Origin of the sequence: Pseudomonas akapageensis, from assembly GCF_011355085.1 — a bacterium.
In the GTDB taxonomy this organism is placed as follows: domain Bacteria; phylum Pseudomonadota; class Gammaproteobacteria; order Pseudomonadales; family Pseudomonadaceae; genus Aquipseudomonas; species Aquipseudomonas akapageensis.
The window spans coordinates 42,472-61,716 of the sequence record NZ_VXCP01000041.1; the positions used below are offsets into that span (position 1 = coordinate 42,472).

Here is a 19,245-nt window from a genome sequence, read left to right on the forward strand (position 1 = left end):
AAATTACGTTATACGTAATCAGATTACGATAAAAATAACGCAGTATCACCGTTGCCCCTTCATGCCACGGTCAACTGCCATCAACCGGCCACTGCGGCCAGGAGGCTCTATGAACCTCGATTCCACTTCGCCAGCGCTCCAGTACCAGAGCGGTTTTGGCAACGAATTCAGTAGTGAAGCGCTCCCTGGCGCCTTGCCCGTCGGTCAGAACTCGCCGCAGAAAGCCCCATATGGTCTCTACACCGAGTTGTTCTCCGGTACTGCATTCACCATGGCCCGTAGCGAACTGCGCCGGACCTGGATGTACCGCATCCGCCCCTCGGCCCTGCACCCCGCATTCACTCGGCTGGAGCGGCAATTGGCCGGTGGCCCGCTCGGTGAAGTAACCCCCAACCGCCTGCGCTGGAGCCCTTTGGATATTCCGGAACAGCCTACGGACTTTCTCGACGGCTGGATAACCATGGCCGCCAACTCGAACCGGGAAAAGCCCGCGGGAGTCAGCATCCACAGCTACCGCGCCAACTGCTCGATGCAGCGCGTGTTCTTCAATGCCGATGGCGAGCTGCTGCTGGTGCCGGAACTCGGCCGCCTGCGCATTGCGACCGAGTTGGGTGTGCTGGACATCGAGCCGCTGGAAATCGCCGTATTGCCGCGCGGCCTCAAGTTCCGTGTTGAATTGCTTGACCCCCAGGCCCGCGGTTACATCGCCGAAAACCACGGAGCCCCCCTGCGCTTGCCCGATCTGGGGCCGATCGGCAGCAACGGTCTGGCCAACCCGCGGGACTTCCTCACGCCGGTGGCGCACTACGAGGAACACGCCGGGCCGGTGCAGCTGGTGCAGAAATTCCTCGGTGAGCTCTGGGGTTGCGAGCTCAATCACTCGCCGCTGGACGTGGTGGCCTGGCACGGCAACAACGTGCCGTATAAATACGACCTGCGCCGCTTCAATACCATCGGCACGGTCAGTTTCGACCATCCGGACCCGTCGATTTTCACCGTCCTGACTTCGCCGACCAGCGTGCATGGCCTGGCCAATATCGATTTCGTGATTTTCCCGCCACGCTGGATGGTGGCCGAGAACACCTTCCGTCCGCCCTGGTTCCACCGCAACCTGATGAACGAGTTCATGGGGCTGATCCAGGGCAGCTATGACGCCAAGGCCGAAGGCTTCCTGCCTGGCGGGGCGTCGCTGCACAGTTGCATGAGCGCCCATGGCCCGGATGGCGAGACCTGCACCAAGGCCATCGCCGCGGATCTTGCGCCGAGCAAGATCGACAACACCATGGCCTTCATGTTCGAGACCAGCCAGGTCCTGCGGCCCAGCCGGCATGCGCTGGACTGCCCACAATTGCAGAACGACTACGATGCTTGTTGGGCATCGTTGCCGACCATTTTCAACCCGAATCGGAGATAACCCATGAATCAGCCAGCCATTACTCGCAGTTGGGTCGAAAGCGCCAACGGACACGGCGACTTCCCGCTGCAGAACCTGCCGCTGGGGATCTTCAGTCACAAGGATCAGGTGCTGCGTTTTGGCGTGGCTATTGGTGATTCGATTCTGGACCTTGAAGCCGTGTTGGCCGCCGGGTTGTTCGACGGATTGGCACGTCAGGCTGTCGAAGTGGCCCGTGGCGGCGCGCTGAACGCTTTCTTTGAACTGGGCCGTGCGGCTCGCGTTGCATTGCGCGAGCGTCTGCTCGAACTGCTGGGCGCAGGCAGTGCGCACCAGGCAGCGCTGCAGCCCTTGCTGCGCAACGCCGCCGACTGCCAGATGCACTTGCCGGCGCGCATCAGTGACTACACCGATTTTTACGTGGGCATCGAGCACGCGAAGAATGTCGGCAGGCTGTTCCGTCCGGACAATCCCTTGCTGCCGAACTACAAGTACGTGCCGATCGGCTATCACGGCCGGGCTTCCACCGTTCGCCCATCGGGTGCCGACGTGCGTCGACCGAAAGGCCAGACCTTGCCAGCCGGGCAAACCGAGCCAAGTTTCGGCCCTTGCGCACGCCTAGACTATGAATTGGAACTGGGCATCTGGATCGGTCAGGGTAATGCGCTGGGCGAGCCCGTGCCGATCGCCGAGGCGGGCGAACACATTGCTGGTTTCTGCCTGCTCAACGACTGGTCGGCGCGCGATATCCAGGCCTGGGAATACCAGCCACTGGGCCCGTTCCTGTCCAAGAGCTTCATCACCAGCGTCTCGCCCTGGGTGGTGACCGCCGAGGCCCTGGCGCCATTCCGTTGCGCCCAGGCACCGCGCCCCGAAGGCGACCCGCAACCGCTGTCGTACCTGCTCGATACCCGTGACCAAGCCGCCGGTGCATTCGACATCGAGCTGGAAGTGTTGCTGCTGACCGAGCAGATGCGCGAGCAGAACCTGCCCGCCGAGCGTCTGACCCTCAGCAACACGCAGACCATGTACTGGACCGTGGCGCAGCTGGTTGCGCACCACAGCGTCAACGGTTGCCAGTTGCAGGCCGGCGACCTGTTCGGCTCCGGCACCCTGTCCGGGGCCAAGCCTGGTCAATTCGGCAGCCTGCTGGAGATCACCAACGGCGGCAAGGAGCCCGTGCAACTGGCCTCGGGCGAGGTTCGGCGTTTCCTCGAAGACGGCGACGAAATCATCCTGCGCGCACGCTGCCGCGCTGATGGCGTGGCCTCGATCGGCTTCGGCGAATGCCGTGGCAAGGTGTTGGCGGCACACTGAGAGGGCTAGGCGATGGAACTCTACACCTACTACCGTTCGACTTCGTCTTACCGAGTGCGCATCGCGTTGGCCCTCAAGGGCCTCGATTACCAGTCGATCCCGGTCAACCTGCTCAAGGGCGAACAGCGGCAGGCGGACTTCCTCGCCCTCAACCCACAGGGCCGCGTGCCGGCCTTACGGGTCGGGGAGGGTGATCTGCTGGTGCAATCGCCGGCGATCATCGAGTACCTGGAGGAATGTTATCCACAGCCAGCGTTGCTGGCCGCAGATCCGCTGCAGCGTGCCCATGCACGCAGTGTCGCGGCGCTGATCGGTTGCGATGTCCATCCACTGCACAACGTCAGCGTACTCAATCAACTGCGCCAGCTGGGGCATGACGAGAGTCAGGTTACGCAGTGGATCGCTCACTGGATCACCCAGGGGTTGGCGGCAGTCGAGCAATTGATTGGCGATAAGGGTTATTGCTTTGGCGATACGCCGGGGCTGGCGGATGTCTACCTGATTCCGCAGCTGTATGCGGCTGAGCGTTTCAATATTTCCTTGAATGCATATCCGCGTATTCGTCGGGTGGCGGCGTTGGCGGCGGTGCATCCGGCGTTTGCTGAGGCGCATCCGGCGAATCAGCCGGATACGCCTTCACAGTGACCCCCTCGTTCCCACGCTCCGCGTGGGAATGCCTCTCCTGACGCTTAGCGTCATTGACGCAGAGCGTCTGCAACGGCATTCCCACGCGGAGCGTGGGAATGAGTAATCGCGGATTCAATGCATGGACGGCTTGGGCGTCAGCAGATGACTCAACCGTTCACTCAAGCGCAACTGCTGGATCGGGTCATCACTGAGCAACAGCGCATGCTCCAGGTCGAAGCGCTCGGCCTGGGGGCAATCCAGGTGCTGATAGATCACGGCACGCGCCAGATAATCGCTGGCATTGGCCGGGCCCAGTTCCATGACGCGTTCGGCGTCCTTGAGGGCGGAAAAGTGGTCATCGTGGGAGGAGTGCAACTGTCGCAGGTTGCGCGACAGCCGTTGCAGTATCTGCACGGGGCTGGCCTCGAGCATGTGCTCGGCACTCAGCTGTACCTGCGGGCCGAATTGCCGGCCCAGCAGCTCGCGGCAGTCGGCGGTGTACAGGCGGCGTCCGCCGCACGGGTCCAGGACATGATCAGCGCCGGGAACCCGCAGTAAAAAGTGCCCAGGGAAGTTAACGCCCACCAGCGGGATATTCAAACGTCTGGCCAACTCCAGGGTAATAAGAGCCAGGGCCAGTGGTTGCCCGCGCCGGCGTTGCAGCACCTTGTCGAGCAATGCCGCCTGTGGGCGCAGGGGATGGTACTCATCCTGCTGGAAGCCCAGGGACGCCAGGCGCCTGAGCAGGGGTTGCGCCAGTTCATTGACCGCAAGCATGGGCAAGCCAATACTGACTTGTTGCTGCAATTCGTTGAGGTCGCGCATGATGTGTTCAGGCTGCACACTGGAATCGTGTTCGGCAGCGACCCACAACGCCGCCTCGAAAGTTGCAGCGGGATTACGTTGCAGGCAGGCAAGGCACGCTTGGCGTGGGCTCATGATTGTCTCCGCTCATCCTTTCCTTGTAGCGCTGGTATGGGCTTTCGTCCAGTAATCCGACCCTGGATATCGAGTTGTCAGGGGATTTATTCCGGCGCACTTCGGCACGGCGTGCGTCGCCGCCTATACTTGGATCAGCAACATGATTCGGGAGCCCGTCGATGTTCGCTCTCATGCAAAGCACTCGCACACAATCATTGCACCTGACCGTCGATCCGGCGACCGGGCTCAAGGCCGTTATCGCTATACACAGCGATCGCATCGGCCCGGCCCTGGGCGGCTGTCGCTATCTGGCGTACCCCGACGACGAAAGTGCGATGATCGACGCGATTCGGCTCGCCCAAGGCATGAGCTACAAGGCTGCGCTGGCTGGCCTGCCATTGGGTGGCGGCAAGGCCGTGATCATTCGCAATCCCCATGTGGAAAACCGGGCCGCATTGTTCGAAGCCTTCGGCCGTTTCATCGAGAGCCTGGAGGGGCGCTATATCACGGCGATCGACAGCGGCACCTCGACCGTTGATATGGACTGCATCGCCCAGTGCACACAGCATGTCACCAGTACCACGGCTGCCGGCGATCCCTCGCCGCACGCGGCGATGGGCGTGTTTGCGGGCATTCGCGCCACGTGCATGGCGCGCCTGGGCAGCGACAACCTCGAAGGCCTGCGCGTGGCGGTACAAGGATTGGGAAACGTCGGCTATGCCCTGGCTGAACAGCTGCACGCCGCGGGTGCCGAACTGTTGGTCAGCGATTACGATTCCGGGCGCGTGCAACTGGCGATGGAGCAGTTTGGCGCGCATCCCGTGGCCAGCGAAGCGCTGATCAGTACCCCGTGCGACATCTTCGCGCCCTGTGGCCTGGGCTCGATCCTCAATGGCCAGAGTGTCAACCAGCTGCGTTGCGCCGCAGTGGCCGGCTCGGCCAACAATCAACTGACCACTATGCAGGCCGCCGACCAGTTGGAGGCACGCGGCATTCTTTATGCCCCGGACTACATCATCAATTCCGGTGGGCTGATCTATGTGGCATTGAAACACCGGGGCGAAGACCTCGGCACGATAACGGCGCACCTGTCACGGATTCCCCAGCGCTTGACCGAGGTATTTGCCCACGCCCAGGCCGAAAAGCGCTCGCCGGCACGGGTTGCCGAGGCCCTGGCCGAACGGTTGGTTTACCAGCAGGTCACTTGAAGCCTGCCATTGCCGCTGAAAGGAACAGCGACCGCCACACGCCGTCGACGGATTAACCACGCGTGCCCCGCGTGCCAGGAGTGGTGCAATGACTGCCAAGAAAATCGAGCTTCCCTATACCCGTTATCTTTCCCCCGATGGACGCCTGATCGGCGCAATGCCCGACTCGGCCGACGACTTCAATCTGCTCACGCGCCTCTACCGGCAAATGGTCCTGACCCGCCTCTTCGACCAGAAAGCCGTGGCCCTGCAACGCACCGGACGCATCGGCACTTACGCCCCGACCCTCGGTCAGGAAGCTATCGGTGTCGCGATCGGCTTCTTGATGCAACCAGATGATGTGCTGGTGCCGTATTACCGCGACACGGCCGTACAACTGGTACGTGGCGTACGCATGGAGGAGATCCTGCTGTATTGGGGCGGTGACGAGCGCGGCAGCGATTTCGCCGAACCGGGCGTGGCCGAAGACTTTCCCATTTGCGTGCCGATCGCCACCCAGGCCTTGCATGCCTGCGGGGTGGCCAGCGCGTTCAAGATCCGTGGCGAGCATCGGGTCGTGGTCACCACCTGCGGCGATGGCGCGACCAGCAAGGGCGACTTTCTCGAGGCACTCAACGTAGCCGGTGCCTGGCAGCTGCCGGTGGTGTTCGTGGTGAACAATAACCAATGGGCCATTTCCGTCCCGCGGCGCATTCAATGCGGTGCACCGACCCTGGCACAGAAAGCCGTTGGCGCGGGCTTTCATGGCGAGCAGGTCGATGGCAACGACATGCTCGCCGTCTATGAACGGATGCAAGTGGCGCTGGAGCGGGCCCGGCAGGGCAAGGGGCCGGTGCTGCTCGAATGCCTGAGTTATCGCCTGGGCGACCACACCACGGCCGACGACGCCACCCGTTATCGTCCGGCCGAAGAGGTCAAGCACGCCTGGCAGGAAGAACCGATCAAGCGTCTGCAATCGTTCCTGGCCAGCCAGGGCGTGTGGGATGAGGGGCGTGAACAGGCACTGATCGCCGAGTGTCAGGCCCTGGTCGGGCAGGCTGTGGATAACTTCGAGGGTGCCGGCCTGCAATCGCCTGAATCGATCGTCGACCATGTCTATGCCCGCTGGCCCAAGGCCCTGGCCGAACAGCGCGAAGAAATTCTCGAACGGGCCATCCGGCATGCAGGAGGCAGCGGCCATGGCCAATGACAAGGTGACCTTGCTCCAAGCGATCAATCTGGCCCTGCACCGGGCCATGGCCGAGGACGAGCGGGTGGTTGTCCTGGGGGAGGACGTCGGGGTCAATGGCGGGGTTTTCCGGGCCACCCAGGGACTGCGCGACAGCTTCGGTTTCAAGCGAGTGATCGACACGCCCCTGGCCGAAACCATGATAGCCGGCCTTGCCGTCGGCATGGCCGCCCAAGGGCTGAGGCCAGTGCTGGAAATCCAGTTCATGGGCTTTATCTATGCGACCATGGAACACCTGGTGTCTCATGCCAGCCGCCTGCGTAATCGCACGCGCGGCCGGCTGAGTTGTCCGCTGGTGTTGCGGTCACCCATGGGCGCGGGCATTCGCGCACCCGAGCATCACAGCGAAAGCACCGAAGCGATGTTTGCCCATGTGCCAGGCCTGCGTGTGGTGGTGCCGTCCTCGCCGGCGCGGGCCTATGGTTTGTTGCTGGCTGCGATCGACGATCCGGACCCGGTGATTTTCCTCGAACCGACACGCTTGTATCGGATGAACCCGCAACCCTTGAGCGACGACGGTCGGCGCCTGCCGCTCGACAGTTGTTTTACCTTGCGCGAAGGCAGTGACCTGACCTTGATCAGTTGGGGCGCGAGTGTCATGGAGACGCTCAAGGCGGCCGACGCCCTGGCCGAACAGGGCATTTCGGCGGAGGTCATCGATGTGGCCTGTATCAAGCCACTGGACCTCGACACCCTGGAAGCCTCGGTGCGCAAGACCGGTCGCTGCGTGATCGTGCATGAAGCGCCGCGCACCTGTGGCGTCGGTGGCGAAATTGCTGCCAGCCTCTACGAACGTGTTTTCCTGGATCTGCAGGCGCCCATCCAGCGGGTCACCGCCCCGGACATTCCGCCGCCCTTGTATCGCCTCGAGCAGCTGTACATGCCCAGCGTGGAAGACATCCTCCACGCCTGCGACCACGTTCTGAATTTTGCCTGAGGAGGCCTTGATGAAGTATTTCAAACTGCCCGACCTGGGCGAGGGGCTGCAGGAAGCGGAGATTGTGCAATGGCACGTCCAGGCGGGCGATATGGTCAAGGCCGACCAGTTGCTGGTCTCGGTGGAAACGGCCAAGGCGCTGGTCGATATTCCGGCACCCTACGATGGTGTCGTAGCAAAGACCTTTGGTGCGGCAGGCGACATTCTGCATGTGGGCGAGCCGTTGCTCGGCTATGAAGGCGAGGCCGATGCCGGCACCGTGGTCGGTCGCCTGGAAGGCGGGGGCAACCGTCAGGACGATCAGTTTTTCGTGGGGGCAGCGCCTTCCACCCGTGAACACATGGCGACCCGTGCGACGCCTGCGGTACGTCAGTTGGCGCGACAGATGGGCGTCGAATTGAGTGCGTTGAGTGGCACCGGCAGCGATGGACTGATTACCCGTGCCGATGTCGAAGCCGCGGCGCAGACCCAACAGGATCGTTTTGGCGGCGAGAAACTGCGTGGCGTGCGCCGCAGCATGGCGCTGAATATGGCCAGGTCCCATGCCGAAGTGGTGCCGGTGACGCTGTTTGCCGATGCCGACCTGCACCGCTGGGGCGAAGCCCGTGATCCATTGATCCGCCTGGGCAAGGCGATGGCGGCGGCTTGTGCGGCTGTGCCAGTGCTCAACAGCTGGTTCGATGGCCGCAACCTGTCGATCCGTCAGCATGACCACCTTGACCTGGGCATCGCCGTCGATACCCCCGATGGCCTGTTCGTGCCGGTATTGCGCGATGTCGGAAATCGTAGTCCCGAGGACTTGAAGGCCGGTGTGAGCCGTTTGCGTGCTGACGTCGAGGCCCGCTCGATTCCACCTCAGGAAATGATGGGCGCGACCTTGACCCTGTCCAACTTCGGGACCTTGTTCGGCCGTTACGCAAACCCGGTGGTGGTGCCGCCGCAAGTGGCCATTCTGGGTGCAGGAGGGATCCGCGAAGAGCCGGTGGCAGTCGCGGGCGAGGTCGTGGTGCACCCGATCCTGCCGCTGTCGCTGACGTTCGACCACCGAGCCGTCACCGGCGGTGAAGCCGCACGCTTTTTCAAGGCGCTGGTGCAGGCGCTGGAACAGCCCGACTGACGGGCAACGAAAAAAGCCCTGGGCATGTACCTCAGGGCTTTTTCGCAATTGCGGTCACTCGGCGGCTTCACCTGTGAGCAGCTCCGACAGGGCGTCGGGCTGGCTCTTGAATGCCTTGGCGAACACATCGCGGTTCTTGGCCATGTAGATGCCGGCGTCTTCCACTTGTTGCTCGGTCAATGACGGTACGGCTTTCTTCAGGACTTCAGCGAGCAGTTCGGCCAGCTCGAGCATTTTGTCATGACGGTCAGCTTCGGCTTTATCCATGAACAAGCGCTCCAGATCTCGGCTGCTGCGGTATACCACTTCGACGGCCATTCACCACCTCACATGCCTTTGCGATAGTGGCCCTTTGTGACCACTGTATTTTTATACAGCTAAAAGCATAAGCGAATCGTTCACACAACGCAAATCCCCGGTGCCCTGCGGCGTTTGGACGCCATCCTAATCAACCCGCTGGCCTTTATTCTGCATGCAGGCAAACGTCATATCCTTGCCGCATCATTCGTTCTAGCCGCTCTAAGGAAAACCTCACCGTGAAAATCAATTGGGCCGAGTCCCTGCGCCAGTCTGTCCATGGGTTGGCGGAATCGCTGGGCAACCTGTTCGTGGAGACCTTCCATTACCTGGCGCTGTTCGCTATTGGTGCAGTCACCGCGTGGGCGGCGGTCATGGCCTTCCTTGGGATGATCGAAAAGGGCCATATCACCGTCGACGATATCCTGCTGTTGTTCATCTACCTGGAGCTCGGTGCCATGGTTGGCATCTACTTCAAGACCAACCACATGCCGGTGCGTTTTCTGATCTACGTGGCGATCACGGCGTTGACGCGTCTGCTGATATCCGATGTTTCGCACCATAATCCGCCAGATTTGGGCGTGGTTTATCTTTCTGGGGCAATTTTGCTGCTGGCGTTCGCAATCCTGGTGGTGCGCTATGCTTCCTCGCAGTTCCCTTCAGTGAAAATCGAGAACCCGCATCGCAAGACCGGGGCGGGCTCCAGTGAACATCTGGAAGTGGAGAAGGGCGAGATCTGAACTCAGTAGCCCCGGCGTGGCTGGTCGTGCGACGAGCCTTTTCGCTGCGAGCTGTCACTATTGGTCATGGCCGCCAGGAGCGGGATGGCGCTGTGACCCTGTTCGATGGCGATGCCCAGTTGCACGCTCTCGATCAGGCGTTGCAGACGCCGCGGGTCATTGCGTTGGGCTGCGCTGATCAGGCGTTTGGCAACCACGCCGTGTTCGTCGGAGAGGGTCAGCATGATGCTGCCGTCCAGGTGCTGGATGCTCAGATTGACCCGGTAACGGGGCTGAAAGGCATCGTTAATCAGTTGGAAAGGGTTGTCCATGCTGCGTCACCTGACTAGTAAGACATGCATTCATTGACTGCGCGAGACACCGATTAGTTCGTCTCGGCAGACCACTGACGGGGGCTCTATCTAAACCAGAGCAATACGCATGCCGGACAGCCAGCCACTCGCCGGACATAAAAAAGGCGAGCTCTCTGGCTCGCCTTTTTTGCTTTCTTTGGGGCTACTTACCCGATCCTTCAGCTGCCGTATTTGGCTGCCTGCTCGTTTTCCAGAAAATCTTCCTGCAGCAGGGCATCCGAGTTCTTGCCAACCGGCTGGTCATCGTTGGATGCGTGTTTGCTGCGCCGCAGCCTGCCGAACAAGTGCTCCAGTGCGTGTTCAAGTTTGGTGGCTGCACCATCAATTGCCTGCTCCAGCGAAGCGGCTTTATGGGTGACTGAAATCGGTTGGTGGCCTTTTGGTCTCGCCTCCATCTGGCAGCGCATGTCATGCGGGCCTGGCTTGTCGCCATTTTCGTCGCGAAGGTGGACCTCAATGCGGGTCAGATCTTCTTCGTAACGTTCGAGCGCGGTCTCTACGGTAGTACGTACCCACTCCTCAAGTCTGTTGCTGCTTTGAATATGGTTGTCGCTATTGACTTGGATTTGCATAGTTCATCCCTTATTCAGCTAGCTCGCAAGGGAATCAATGGTGGGCTCCAGCTGAGCGCAAACCATTGCCCCTTGAGTTACAAGGTCAGGCACTGGGAGAAACATTTCAACCCCTTTTGAAAGATAAATATTTGGCGGCAAAAAAATAGAACCGGTCATCAGTGATGGCAGGTTCTTTGCTATGGAAGGTGAGGCTTTAGCGCCTCCAGCGGCGACTCGCGAGCCGGTTCTCGGCCGTTTGAATTAGCTGCGGTAGGTCACCGAAATGAAAAAAAAGCCCGGATCTTGCGGTCCGGGCTTGCCTGACTTCACCCCCGAAAAGTCAGGCCGTGATCACCACGGAGTGGGCTCCAGCGGTCCGACGCCCAGACCTTCGCCATAGCGAATGAACGGCAAATGCCAGAAGTCGTTGGGGACGACGGCGTCGCCAGGCATGACGTTTTCCGGAAAGATGAACTCAAAGACCGGCGCCAGGTACTGCCCTGGAATCAGATCGTTGGCCACTCTGCCCTGTTTATCGGCAGTATCAAGGCAGCTGTCCACGTTATCCGGATTGCACATTGAACGCGCAACAACACGCATGGTACGGGTTGGCTGGCTGAGAAGCCCGGTGGGGGCTTTGGTTGCCCGCAGTCTGGCACGTTGCGGCTGAGCGCCGGTGAACTGTGTCGTAATGCCACCGCTGAAGCCCAAACAGCCCGCCGAGAGAGTCACTACAGGGTTGCACTCGCCAGTCATTTCATAAGGTGTCACCCAGCGGTTGTGTTGCGCGCCAGTCGCAGGATTGACGTCCACCATGTAGATGTCGACTGGTGTCTGCACGTCGGTCGTGGATGCCTCGAGGAATATCCGATCCTGAGTCTCCTGGAGCGCGCCATTTACGGCGTTTGGCGCGGGGTCGGCAGTGCCGACGCCGAACTCACCGATAGACAGATAGCTCGGTTTCGTGCCGGGCTGGGTGTAGATCCCGACGTTGGCCTCGATCGTGTGCGCCGAAATGAAGTCCGGACCGCCGTTATTCGATTTGACCAGCGTGCCGGAATAAGTGATGAAGTCGCCGACTTCGAACGGCGCCTGTTGTTTCGCATCGGGTTCTGTCGGCGTAGCCAGGCTGGGATCCTTCATAACGTACTGGCTGCAATAAACCTGGTTTGCGAGTGGTGGGGTAAGCTCCCCGGAGTTTGGCGTGGGCACACCAGCCTGGGCGAAGTTCCGGCAGTTGTTGGTGGTGGTCGCGGTCACGACTTTTGGCCGATTTTTCTCCGGGCATAAGTCGTCGCCAGCCGCCGAGCGAGGCACGCACATCGGGTAGCCCGTGGCGGCGTGAATCGTCGGGTTGGCGTCATCGACGGAGAAGCGGGCATCCGGGCTTTGCGGGCGACCAAAGCGCCCGAGCGGGTCGTTGATCTGGATGATCGTCGGCGGTTGTTGGTCGCCGCTGTCAATCTCGATGTTGCCTTTGTCGTAGTCGATCCGGCTGATATAGCCGTGGCCTGAGTTGGCCGACTGCTGGGAGACAAAGATCAGCCCGGCGACTCTATCGAGTTCGGTGCTGGGTGGTGGTTTGCGCAGGACAGTATTGCCAACCACATGAATCTCGTACGATGGATACGGCGCAGGAGATTTGTTGAGGACAAGGCCAAGCGGCGACTGCTTTCCGCCATTGACGAAATCGGCCCAGGTCAGGGTGTTGGCCGGCATCTGAATAATGGTGTTGCAAGGAACTTTTATCGTTACGCCATTGACCTGGACCGTGCCGCCATATCTGTTAGGGTCGGTGGTATTAGGGCAGCCCGCATGGGCAGCGTCCACGGCCACGGTCATGTCTTGAATAAATCCAGTAACGTCGAAGCCGTGAATGGATTTGGCGTCAGTGAACACCGGATCGGGAAGTGTGGGCACTGGATTCGCCACTGTTACGCCCTTTGTGGGCGGTTTGGCGGTCCCACCACCACCGCCGCCGCCACCACCCCCGCCGCCCCCAGGCGCACCTTTGGCGGCATATGCAGCGCCTCCTCCCAGGAGCAGTACGAGGGCGACTGCACTGGCAATCAGGGCGGGACGACTGATGATGTTGTTGAATCGCTTTTGAAATGGCGGTGAGGCCAGGTTTTTTGTTCTTGCGAGCAAGCTCATGGTGCTCTCCGGAATTTTGTTTGGATAATTGCCGGTCATCGACTCGCTTTTCCGGTGATGCACTAAGTCCTGCGCAAAAAATACAAAGCGGAGCGAGCGTCGTATTGGGGGCTCTATCGCGTTGTGCTGGCCGGTTAGGACACAATCACGAGAGATGATTCCCTGAGCCTGGAACGTGCCAAGCGGCTTTCGTGCCAGGTTTCAAAGATGGTCACAAATTGAAATAAATTGCCTGTTGCAGGGATGTTTGGTCGCGCTTCAGATGAAAGCTTTGCGCTAATGGTTCCCAAATCTGGGGGGGCCATCACCGAACTCGGGGGAATGCAGGGGGATTAAAAAATTGCAGGTCAGGTGAGGCGTATAACCTTGTTCCCACGCTCTGCGTGGGAATGCAGTGTCAGGCGCTCCAGCATCGACTTGTGCGATCGCGACGCCGAGCGTCGCTGGAGGCATTCCCACGCGGAGCGTGGGAACGAGGGGAGGGTTAAAGCGGTCGCCTACCGCAAAAATGCCAACCTGTATTCCCCAGGCGTCGCCCCCACCACCTGGCGAAATCTATTGGTGAAATGACTGGCACTGGCAAACCCGCAAGCCAATGCAATCTCACCCAACGGCAAGCAGCCCCCGCGCAACAACTCCCGCGCTCGCCCCAAACGGCGGGCCAGCAGGTATTGGTGTGGTGGCAAGCCAAAGCTTTCCCGGAACATCCGCGCAAAGTGGTACTCGGAAAGGCTGCACAGCCCCGCCAACTGCCCCAGGCTCAGCGGATCTGCCAGGTGCGTGTCGATGTAGTCGGCCAACTGCCGGCGCTGATGCGCGGCCAATCCGCCCTTGAGCTTGAGCCCCGAGCGAACGCCGACCTGGCTGAGCAAGGCATGGCTGAGCATTTCGTGGGCCAGGCTGCTGGTCAGCAGGCGCTCGCCGGGTTCGTCCCAGTTCATGGCGATCAGCTGGCGAAAGCGCCGGGCCTGTACTGGGTCGTCGAGGAAAGTGCTTTCACGCAATTGCAATTCGCGGGGTTCGCGGTCCAGCAGGCTGATGCAGCCGAGGGCGAACTGTTCCTGAGTGAAATACAGGTGGGCCAGGCGGATCTTGCCGTTGATCACCCAGGCCGATTCATGCCCGGCCGGCAGGACGCACAACTTGTCCGGAGCGCCTTTGGTGCCGGGTTGCTCGCGACGGAACGTCTCGGTGCCGCCGGCGATATAGCACGATAGGGTATGGTGGCTTGGTCCGTGATAGTCCCGGGCGTCGTGATGGTTGTTCCACAGGGCTGCGACCATGCCATCGCCCAGCTCGGCGCTGTGCTCAAGGCGAGCATTGGGCGAGCTGTTCAGTGCTTGAAAAACTTGTAGGTGGTCCAGGGTCATGGTCGTTTCCTCAAGGCCTATCCTACTCTGCCGGCCTGACGCTGCCAGCGTTGCGCGCTAAAAAGCGCAAGATTATGCAAGCGGCGACGCAGCTGCGCCTTGAAACTGAAGGCTCTGCCGAGGAGCCCGATCATGAACCTTTCGCTTTATCTGTTGACTGTACTGATCTGGGGCACCACCTGGATCGCCCTGAAACTGCAACTGGGCGTGGTCGCCATTCCCGTGTCGATCGTCTATCGCTTCGGCCTTGCTGCACTGGTGCTGTTCGGCATCCTGCTGATCAGCCGTCGCTTGCAGAAGATGGGCCGGCGTGGGCATCTGATCTGCCTGGCGCAGGGCTTGTGCCTGTTCTGCGTCAACTTCATGTGTTTCCTGACGGCCAGCCAATGGATCCCCAGCGGTTTGATCGCGGTAGTGTTTTCCACGGCGACCCTGTGGAACGCGCTCAATGCCCGGGTGTTCTTCGGACAGAAGATCGCGGCCAACGTCCTGGGTGGTGGGGCCTTGGGGCTGCTCGGGCTGGGGTTATTGTTCTGGCCTGAACTGTCCGGCCACGCGGCCAGTCGCGAGACGGTGATAGGCCTGGCGCTGGCCTTGCTCGGCACCCTGTGCTTCTCCGCCGGCAACATGCTCTCGAGCCTGCAACAGAAAGCGGGCCTCAAGCCATTGACCACCAATGCCTGGGGCATGCTCTACGGGGCATCGATGCTCGCGCTGTATTGCCTGTTCAGCGGCATTCCTTTCGCGATGGAGTGGAATGCGCGCTACATCGGCTCGCTGCTGTACCTGGTGATTCCGGGATCGGTGATCGGGTTTACCGCCTACCTGACCCTGGTCGGACGCATGGGGCCGGAGCGGGCGGCCTATTGCACGGTGCTGTTCCCGTTGGTGGCGCTGAACGTGTCGGCCTATGCCGAGGGCTACCAGTGGACGGCACCGGCCCTGTTCGGGCTGGTGCTGGTGATGCTGGGCAATGTGCTGGTGTTTCGCAAAGCCAAGGCCACCAAGCCATTGCCGGCAATGCCCAACGCGTTGAAAACCCGCTAGGCAAAGTTCGACTACACTCCTGGCGGCGGCAGTCATGGGGAGCGGCTAAGCGATGATTGCCCTCCTCATGAGGTCTGACGATGGGCAGCAATTCACTGTTCGAGCGGGCGCTTTCGCCCCGTGAAACACTGGTCTTTTTTGCAGTCGCAGCTTTTCTCTTCGTCTATCCGCTGTTCCTGGCGGATAACTTCTATATCGATGACAGTTGGCGTTCGCAGCTGGCCGGCACTCACTGGAAAGAAGAGGGCCGCTTGTTCGTCGAGTGTTTCTATGGAGTGCTGACGTTCACCGCGGCGGCTCCCAATATTTTTCCGCTGCCGCTGATCATTGCGACCCTCGCCATGGCATTGGCGCTGAGGCGACTGGCACAGCATTATTTCAAGACGCCCAATTTCAGCGCGTGCCTGGTGGTCTTGCCGTTGTGGTACAGCCCCTACTTCCTGCAGAACCTGTCGTATCAATACGACGGGCCGACCATGACCCTGAGCCTGGTCGCCGTCATTTACGCCATCACATTCAACTCACGTCACGCAGTATTGAATGTCCTGTTGCCCGGTGCGCTGATTGCCCTCGCGCTGGGGTTTTATCAACTGAGCCTGAATGTGTTCATCGGTTTGTGCTGCATCGAGGTGGTCCGGCAAGTGGCCGGGGGCGCGCCGTTCAAGGTCGTGCGCTGGACAGTTGGGCACAAGGCGATGCAGTTGCTCGCGGGCCTGGTGATCTATTACCTGACGGCTTACCCGTTCATGGCCGAAATGCGCCAGGGATTGCTGGGGTTGAACCCGCAAATAGTGGGAGACCTGGCAGCGCGGCAGACTCTGGTCATGGAGCGTCTCGGGTTGTTGTTCAACGATGGCAATCGCTGGTTCTACATGGCATTGGCCGTCGGCGCGGGCATCGCCTGGCTGTGGGCAGGCATGCGGGCCGCTGCCAGTGGCCAGGGCCTTGCACAAAAGGTGGGCCTGATTTTGCTTTACGGGCTCTCGTTGCCCCTGTTGCTGCTTTGCGTTTCCGGCGCTGCGTTATTGTTCAAGGTTTTCAACGATGGTGCCAGAACCTTGATGGGGCTCTCGGCACTCTTGGTGGCGATGTTCTACCTGAACCACTGGCTGCTGGAAAAGATCCACCCGCGATGCTGCCTGCTGCTGTTGGTGCCGGTGTTGAGCATGCTGTCGTTTTCCTACGCTTACGGGCGAGTCATGAGCGTGCAGAAAGAGCTCACCAACTCGGTCATGCAGCAGCTGAGTTACGACATCGCCTCACGCCAGGAACTGCGCGAAGCCCAAAAGCTTTACATGGTATCGATTGGAGTGAGCGGCAACTGGCTGCCGGCGGCGAGCGGCTCCACCCGGCTGATGCCTGCGCTCAAGTATGTGTTGAACATCAATTACTTCGTACTGGCGGAAATGTTGCCCAGGGTCGGGCTGGTCAATGTGTCGGGAGACAAACCACCGCTGACGGCACGCAGTTTTGCCGAAGGTAGCTTCGTACCGCTGGTGGAGAACAAGTTCTATCGGCTCTATGCCCTCGATGGTAATGGCTACATCGTCATGAAGCATGTGGACGATGCCGAGGTGCTCCGATGGTAACAGGGAGCGGCATCAGGACATCTCGGGAGATCTCATCGATGTTCAGGCAATTTCGCCGGTATGTCGCCATCGGCCTGTTCAATACGGGTCTGCATTGGATGGTTTTCCTGCTGTTGTGCTTGCACTTCCAGATGGCCCAGGCACCGAGCAACTTGCTGGCATTTTGCGTGGCCGTCAGCTTTTCTTTCTTTGCCAACGCCCGCATCAACTTCCGGGTTCGCCCCTCGGGTTGGCGCTATGTATTGTTCACTGGTTTTTTGGGGTCGGTCAGCCTGCTGATCGGGAATGTGGCCGACCATTTGACGCTGCCACCCATGTTGACACTGGTGCTGTTCTCTTCCTTCAGCCTGGCGGTCGGCTTTTTCTTTTCCAAGTTCGTGGTGTTCAGGAGCGCATGAACCGTGAAAATTTCGCTGATCGTCCCGGTGTTCAATGAAGAACAGACCATCGAAGTATTCTACCGGACCGTGCGCAACGAGCCCTCGCTATCGGAATTTACCGTCGAGATAGTCTTCGTCAACGACGGCAGCAGCGACCGCACGGAAACCCTCATCAACAGCCTGGCCGAGGTCGATGATGAAGTACTCGTCATCACCTTTTCCCGTAACTTCGGCAAGGAGTCGGCCTTGTTCGCCGGTCTGGAACATGCCACCGGCGAGGCGGTGATTCCCATCGACGTTGACCTGCAGGATCCTATCAATGTGATTGCCCTGTTGATCGAAAGGTGGCAAGCAGGCGCGGAGGTCGTCCTGGCCAAGCGCCGTAACCGCACCAGCGACAGCTACCTCAAACGCCACTCGGCGGCGATTTTCTATCACCTGCACAACCGCATTGCCTTTACCAAGATCGAGGAAAACGTCGGGGACTTTCGGCTTATGGACCGCAAGGTCGTGGATGCGATTCTGCAGATGCCGGAACACCAGTTGTTCATGAAAGGGGTGCTTTCCTGGGTGGGGTTCGACACCGTCATCGTCGAATACGACCGTGCCCCGCGCGTGGCCGGCGTCAGCAAGTTCAACGGCTGGAAACTCTGGAACCTGGCGCTGGAAGGCATTACCTCATTCAGCACCGTGCCCTTGCGCTTGTGGACCTACATCGGCGGCGCCGTTTCGTTGTTCGCTTTGAGTTATGCGGTCTACATGGTGCTGAAGAAAATATTCCTGGGTAATGATGTGCCCGGGTATCCGTCGCTGATGACGGCCATTCTGTTTCTGGGTGGGGTGCAGTTGATCGGCATAGGCGTACTGGGGGAATACATCGGGCGGATCTATCTGGAGACCAAGCATCGGCCCAGGTATGTGTTGAAGCATGTGGTGGGGCACAAGCGGCTAAGTGTCTTGTTGTCCGGGTCGGACCCGTCCCGGACAACAAATCCGGCGAGCGTTAGCCCTTCCACACCTGCGGATTGACCAGATCCCGCGGTCGCTCGCCCAGCAGCGCACTGCGCAGGTTGTCCACAGCGCGGTTGGACATGGCATCGCGGGTTTCCGAGGTAGCCGAACCGATGTGCGGCAGGGTCACCGCATTCTTGAGTTGGAACAGCGGCGACTCGGCCAGGGGCTCCTTCTCATACACATCCAGGCCGGCACCGCGAATGGTGCCTTGCTGCAATGCCTGGATCAGCGCCGGTTCATCGACCACCGGCCCGCGAGAGATATTGATCAGGTAGGCGCTGGGTTTCATCAGCGCCAGTTCGCGGTGGCTGATCATGTGTTTGGTCTTTTCGCTGAGCGGCACCACCAGGCAAACAAAATCCGCTTCGGCCAGCAGTTGCTCGAGGCTGCGGTATTGCGCGCCAAGCTCCTGTTCCAGGGCGGTCTTGCGGCTGTTGCCGCTGTAGATGATCGGCATGTTGAAGCCCAGGCGACCGCGGCGGGCGATGGCGGCGCCGATGTTGCCCATGCCGACGATGCCCAGAGTCTTGCCGAACACATCGCTGCCGAACTCCGCCGGCGACACGGTGGCCTTCCACTGGCCGGCCTTGGTCCAGGCATCCAGTTCGGCGACGCGGCGGGCGCTGGCCATGATCAGTGAAAAGCCCAGGTCGGCGGTGCTTTCGGTCAGCACGTCCGGGGTGTTGGTCAGCATGATGCCGCGTTCGTTGAAGTAACCCAGGTCGTAATTGTCGTAACCGACCGAGACACTGGAGACCACCTGCAACTGGCTGGCGTTCTCCAGTTGCGCGCGACCAAGCTTGCGACCGACGCCGATCAAACCGTGAGCCTGGGGCAGGGCTTCGTTGAACTGGGCCGCGATATCGCCCTGTTTCGGGTTCGGCACAATCACATCGAAATCTTGCTGCAGGCGCTCGATCATGGGGGCAGTGATGCGGCTGAAGGCAAGTACAGTCTTTTTCATCAGGCGAACTCTCGGCGGGCGGTAAAGAATGGCTA

Annotated in this window: 19 protein-coding genes; 12 read left to right on the top strand and 7 right to left on the bottom strand. The window is 60.4% G+C overall.

What is annotated here, in order from left to right; all coding sequences use genetic code 11:
- Window positions 1–109 precede the first annotated feature (109 nt).
- Genes hmgA through maiA form a run of 3 tightly spaced genes read left to right on the top strand, consistent with a single transcriptional unit; the run spans window position 110 to window position 3,355 of the window.
- The gene (gene hmgA, locus F2S13_RS23685) at window positions 110–1,414 is read left to right on the top strand and encodes a homogentisate 1,2-dioxygenase (protein WP_166365421.1); all 1,305 of its coding nucleotides are present in this window, start codon (window positions 110–112) and stop codon (window positions 1,412–1,414) included.
- A 3-nt stretch (window positions 1,415–1,417) separates the two neighbouring features.
- Window positions 1,418–2,710, top strand: a complete 1,293-nt coding sequence (gene fahA, locus F2S13_RS23690) for a fumarylacetoacetase (protein ID WP_166365423.1) — start codon at window positions 1,418–1,420, stop codon at window positions 2,708–2,710.
- 12 nt (window positions 2,711–2,722) lie between these two features.
- Window positions 2,723–3,355 (top strand): maleylacetoacetate isomerase, encoded by a 633-nt coding sequence (maiA, locus tag F2S13_RS23695; protein ID WP_166365425.1) that lies wholly within the window; start codon window positions 2,723–2,725, stop codon window positions 3,353–3,355.
- A 114-nt stretch (window positions 3,356–3,469) separates the two neighbouring features.
- Here the strand turns inward: maiA and F2S13_RS23700 are convergent, their stop codons facing one another.
- Entirely contained in the window at window positions 3,470–4,276 is an 807-nt protein-coding gene (locus F2S13_RS23700; protein WP_166365427.1) for a SirB1 family protein, read from the bottom strand.
- Between the two features lie 161 nt (window positions 4,277–4,437).
- Here F2S13_RS23700 and F2S13_RS23705 point away from each other — a divergent pair, with 161 nt between their 5' ends.
- The 4 genes from F2S13_RS23705 to F2S13_RS23720 all read left to right on the top strand — a co-directional run bounded on the left by F2S13_RS23705 (window position 4,438) and on the right by F2S13_RS23720 (window position 8,748).
- Window positions 4,438–5,466 (top strand): Leu/Phe/Val dehydrogenase, encoded by a 1,029-nt coding sequence (locus F2S13_RS23705; protein WP_166365429.1) that lies wholly within the window; start codon window positions 4,438–4,440, stop codon window positions 5,464–5,466.
- A gap of 88 nt (window positions 5,467–5,554) precedes the next feature.
- Entirely contained in the window at window positions 5,555–6,655 is a 1,101-nt protein-coding gene (gene pdhA, locus F2S13_RS23710; protein ID WP_166365431.1) for a pyruvate dehydrogenase (acetyl-transferring) E1 component subunit alpha, read from the top strand.
- On the top strand, window positions 6,645–7,631 hold the full coding sequence (locus F2S13_RS23715) for an alpha-ketoacid dehydrogenase subunit beta (RefSeq protein WP_166365433.1): 987 nt from the start codon (window positions 6,645–6,647) through the stop codon (window positions 7,629–7,631). The genes pdhA and F2S13_RS23715 overlap by 11 nt, the downstream gene beginning before the upstream one ends.
- Window positions 7,632–7,641: 10 nt before the next feature.
- A complete protein-coding gene (locus F2S13_RS23720; protein WP_166365435.1) occupies window positions 7,642–8,748 on the top strand; it encodes a dihydrolipoamide acetyltransferase family protein in 1,107 nt (368 codons plus the stop codon).
- Window positions 8,749–8,802: 54 nt separating this feature from the next.
- Here the strand turns inward: F2S13_RS23720 and F2S13_RS23725 are convergent, their stop codons facing one another.
- Complete coding sequence (locus F2S13_RS23725; RefSeq protein ID WP_166365437.1) at window positions 8,803–9,066, bottom strand: YebG family protein; 264 nt, start codon at window positions 9,064–9,066, stop codon at window positions 8,803–8,805.
- A gap of 218 nt (window positions 9,067–9,284) precedes the next feature.
- On the opposite strand from F2S13_RS23725, the gene F2S13_RS23730 reads away from it, so the two are divergent.
- Entirely contained in the window at window positions 9,285–9,785 is a 501-nt protein-coding gene (locus F2S13_RS23730) for a phosphate-starvation-inducible PsiE family protein (protein ID WP_166365439.1), read from the top strand.
- 2 nt (window positions 9,786–9,787) lie between these two features.
- Here the strand turns inward: F2S13_RS23730 and F2S13_RS23735 are convergent, their stop codons facing one another.
- The 4 genes from F2S13_RS23735 to F2S13_RS23750 all read right to left on the bottom strand — a co-directional run bounded on the left by F2S13_RS23735 (window position 9,788) and on the right by F2S13_RS23750 (window position 14,216).
- The gene (locus F2S13_RS23735; protein WP_166365441.1) at window positions 9,788–10,096 is read right to left on the bottom strand and encodes a DUF3509 domain-containing protein; all 309 of its coding nucleotides are present in this window, start codon (window positions 10,094–10,096) and stop codon (window positions 9,788–9,790) included.
- Window positions 10,097–10,296: 200 nt separating this feature from the next.
- Window positions 10,297–10,710, bottom strand: coding sequence for an HPF/RaiA family ribosome-associated protein (locus F2S13_RS23740; RefSeq protein ID WP_166365443.1), 414 nt, complete (start codon window positions 10,708–10,710; stop codon window positions 10,297–10,299).
- Window positions 10,711–11,043: 333 nt separating this feature from the next.
- Window positions 11,044–12,846 carry a hypothetical protein gene (locus F2S13_RS23745; RefSeq protein WP_166365445.1) on the bottom strand — a complete coding sequence of 601 codons (1,803 nt, stop codon included), beginning with the start codon at window positions 12,844–12,846 and terminating at the stop codon, window positions 11,044–11,046.
- Window positions 12,847–13,343: 497 nt separating this feature from the next.
- Window positions 13,344–14,216: a helix-turn-helix domain-containing protein gene (locus F2S13_RS23750; protein ID WP_166365447.1), complete on the bottom strand. Its 873-nt coding sequence runs from the start codon at window positions 14,214–14,216 to the stop codon at window positions 13,344–13,346.
- A 132-nt stretch (window positions 14,217–14,348) separates the two neighbouring features.
- Between F2S13_RS23750 and F2S13_RS23755 the strand changes: the two genes are divergently transcribed.
- The 4 genes from F2S13_RS23755 to F2S13_RS23770 all read left to right on the top strand — a co-directional run bounded on the left by F2S13_RS23755 (window position 14,349) and on the right by F2S13_RS23770 (window position 18,261).
- Entirely contained in the window at window positions 14,349–15,263 is a 915-nt protein-coding gene (locus F2S13_RS23755; RefSeq protein ID WP_166365449.1) for a DMT family transporter, read from the top strand.
- An 80-nt stretch (window positions 15,264–15,343) separates the two neighbouring features.
- Window positions 15,344–16,852, top strand: a complete 1,509-nt coding sequence (locus tag F2S13_RS23760) for a glucosyltransferase domain-containing protein (protein WP_166365451.1) — start codon at window positions 15,344–15,346, stop codon at window positions 16,850–16,852.
- Window positions 16,853–16,890: 38 nt separating this feature from the next.
- Window positions 16,891–17,250, top strand: a complete 360-nt coding sequence (locus F2S13_RS23765; protein ID WP_166365453.1) for a GtrA family protein — start codon at window positions 16,891–16,893, stop codon at window positions 17,248–17,250.
- A gap of 3 nt (window positions 17,251–17,253) precedes the next feature.
- Entirely contained in the window at window positions 17,254–18,261 is a 1,008-nt protein-coding gene (locus F2S13_RS23770; RefSeq protein WP_166365455.1) for a glycosyltransferase, read from the top strand.
- On the opposite strand, the gene F2S13_RS23775 is transcribed toward F2S13_RS23770, so the two are convergent.
- Window positions 18,236–19,210: a 2-hydroxyacid dehydrogenase gene (locus tag F2S13_RS23775; RefSeq protein WP_166365457.1), complete on the bottom strand. Its 975-nt coding sequence runs from the start codon at window positions 19,208–19,210 to the stop codon at window positions 18,236–18,238. The genes F2S13_RS23770 and F2S13_RS23775 overlap by 26 nt on opposite strands.
- Window positions 19,211–19,245: the final 35 nt, after the last annotated feature.

Bases quoted from the DNA above. Each gene is read 5' to 3' on its own strand.
- F2S13_RS23775 (WP_166365457.1), bottom strand. From the start codon at position 19,210: ATGAAAAAGACTGTACTTGCCTTCAGCCGCATCACTGCCCCCATGATC.
- hmgA (WP_166365421.1), top strand. From the start codon at position 110: ATGAACCTCGATTCCACTTCGCCAGCGCTCCAGTACCAGAGCGGTTTT.
- F2S13_RS23715 (WP_166365433.1), top strand. From the start codon at position 6,645: ATGGCCAATGACAAGGTGACCTTGCTCCAAGCGATCAATCTGGCCCTG.
- fahA (WP_166365423.1), top strand. From the start codon at position 1,418: ATGAATCAGCCAGCCATTACTCGCAGTTGGGTCGAAAGCGCCAACGGA.
- F2S13_RS23720 (WP_166365435.1), top strand. From the start codon at position 7,642: ATGAAGTATTTCAAACTGCCCGACCTGGGCGAGGGGCTGCAGGAAGCG.
- F2S13_RS23750 (WP_166365447.1), bottom strand. From the start codon at position 14,216: ATGACCCTGGACCACCTACAAGTTTTTCAAGCACTGAACAGCTCGCCC.
- F2S13_RS23705 (WP_166365429.1), top strand. From the start codon at position 4,438: ATGTTCGCTCTCATGCAAAGCACTCGCACACAATCATTGCACCTGACC.
- F2S13_RS23735 (WP_166365441.1), bottom strand. From the start codon at position 10,096: ATGGACAACCCTTTCCAACTGATTAACGATGCCTTTCAGCCCCGTTAC.
- F2S13_RS23740 (WP_166365443.1), bottom strand. From the start codon at position 10,710: ATGCAAATCCAAGTCAATAGCGACAACCATATTCAAAGCAGCAACAGA.
- F2S13_RS23760 (WP_166365451.1), top strand. From the start codon at position 15,344: ATGGGCAGCAATTCACTGTTCGAGCGGGCGCTTTCGCCCCGTGAAACA.
- F2S13_RS23745 (WP_166365445.1), bottom strand. From the start codon at position 12,846: ATGAGCTTGCTCGCAAGAACAAAAAACCTGGCCTCACCGCCATTTCAA.
- F2S13_RS23725 (WP_166365437.1), bottom strand. From the start codon at position 9,066: ATGGCCGTCGAAGTGGTATACCGCAGCAGCCGAGATCTGGAGCGCTTG.
- pdhA (WP_166365431.1), top strand. From the start codon at position 5,555: ATGACTGCCAAGAAAATCGAGCTTCCCTATACCCGTTATCTTTCCCCC.
- F2S13_RS23700 (WP_166365427.1), bottom strand. From the start codon at position 4,276: ATGAGCCCACGCCAAGCGTGCCTTGCCTGCCTGCAACGTAATCCCGCT.
- F2S13_RS23765 (WP_166365453.1), top strand. From the start codon at position 16,891: ATGTTCAGGCAATTTCGCCGGTATGTCGCCATCGGCCTGTTCAATACG.
- maiA (WP_166365425.1), top strand. From the start codon at position 2,723: ATGGAACTCTACACCTACTACCGTTCGACTTCGTCTTACCGAGTGCGC.
- F2S13_RS23755 (WP_166365449.1), top strand. From the start codon at position 14,349: ATGAACCTTTCGCTTTATCTGTTGACTGTACTGATCTGGGGCACCACC.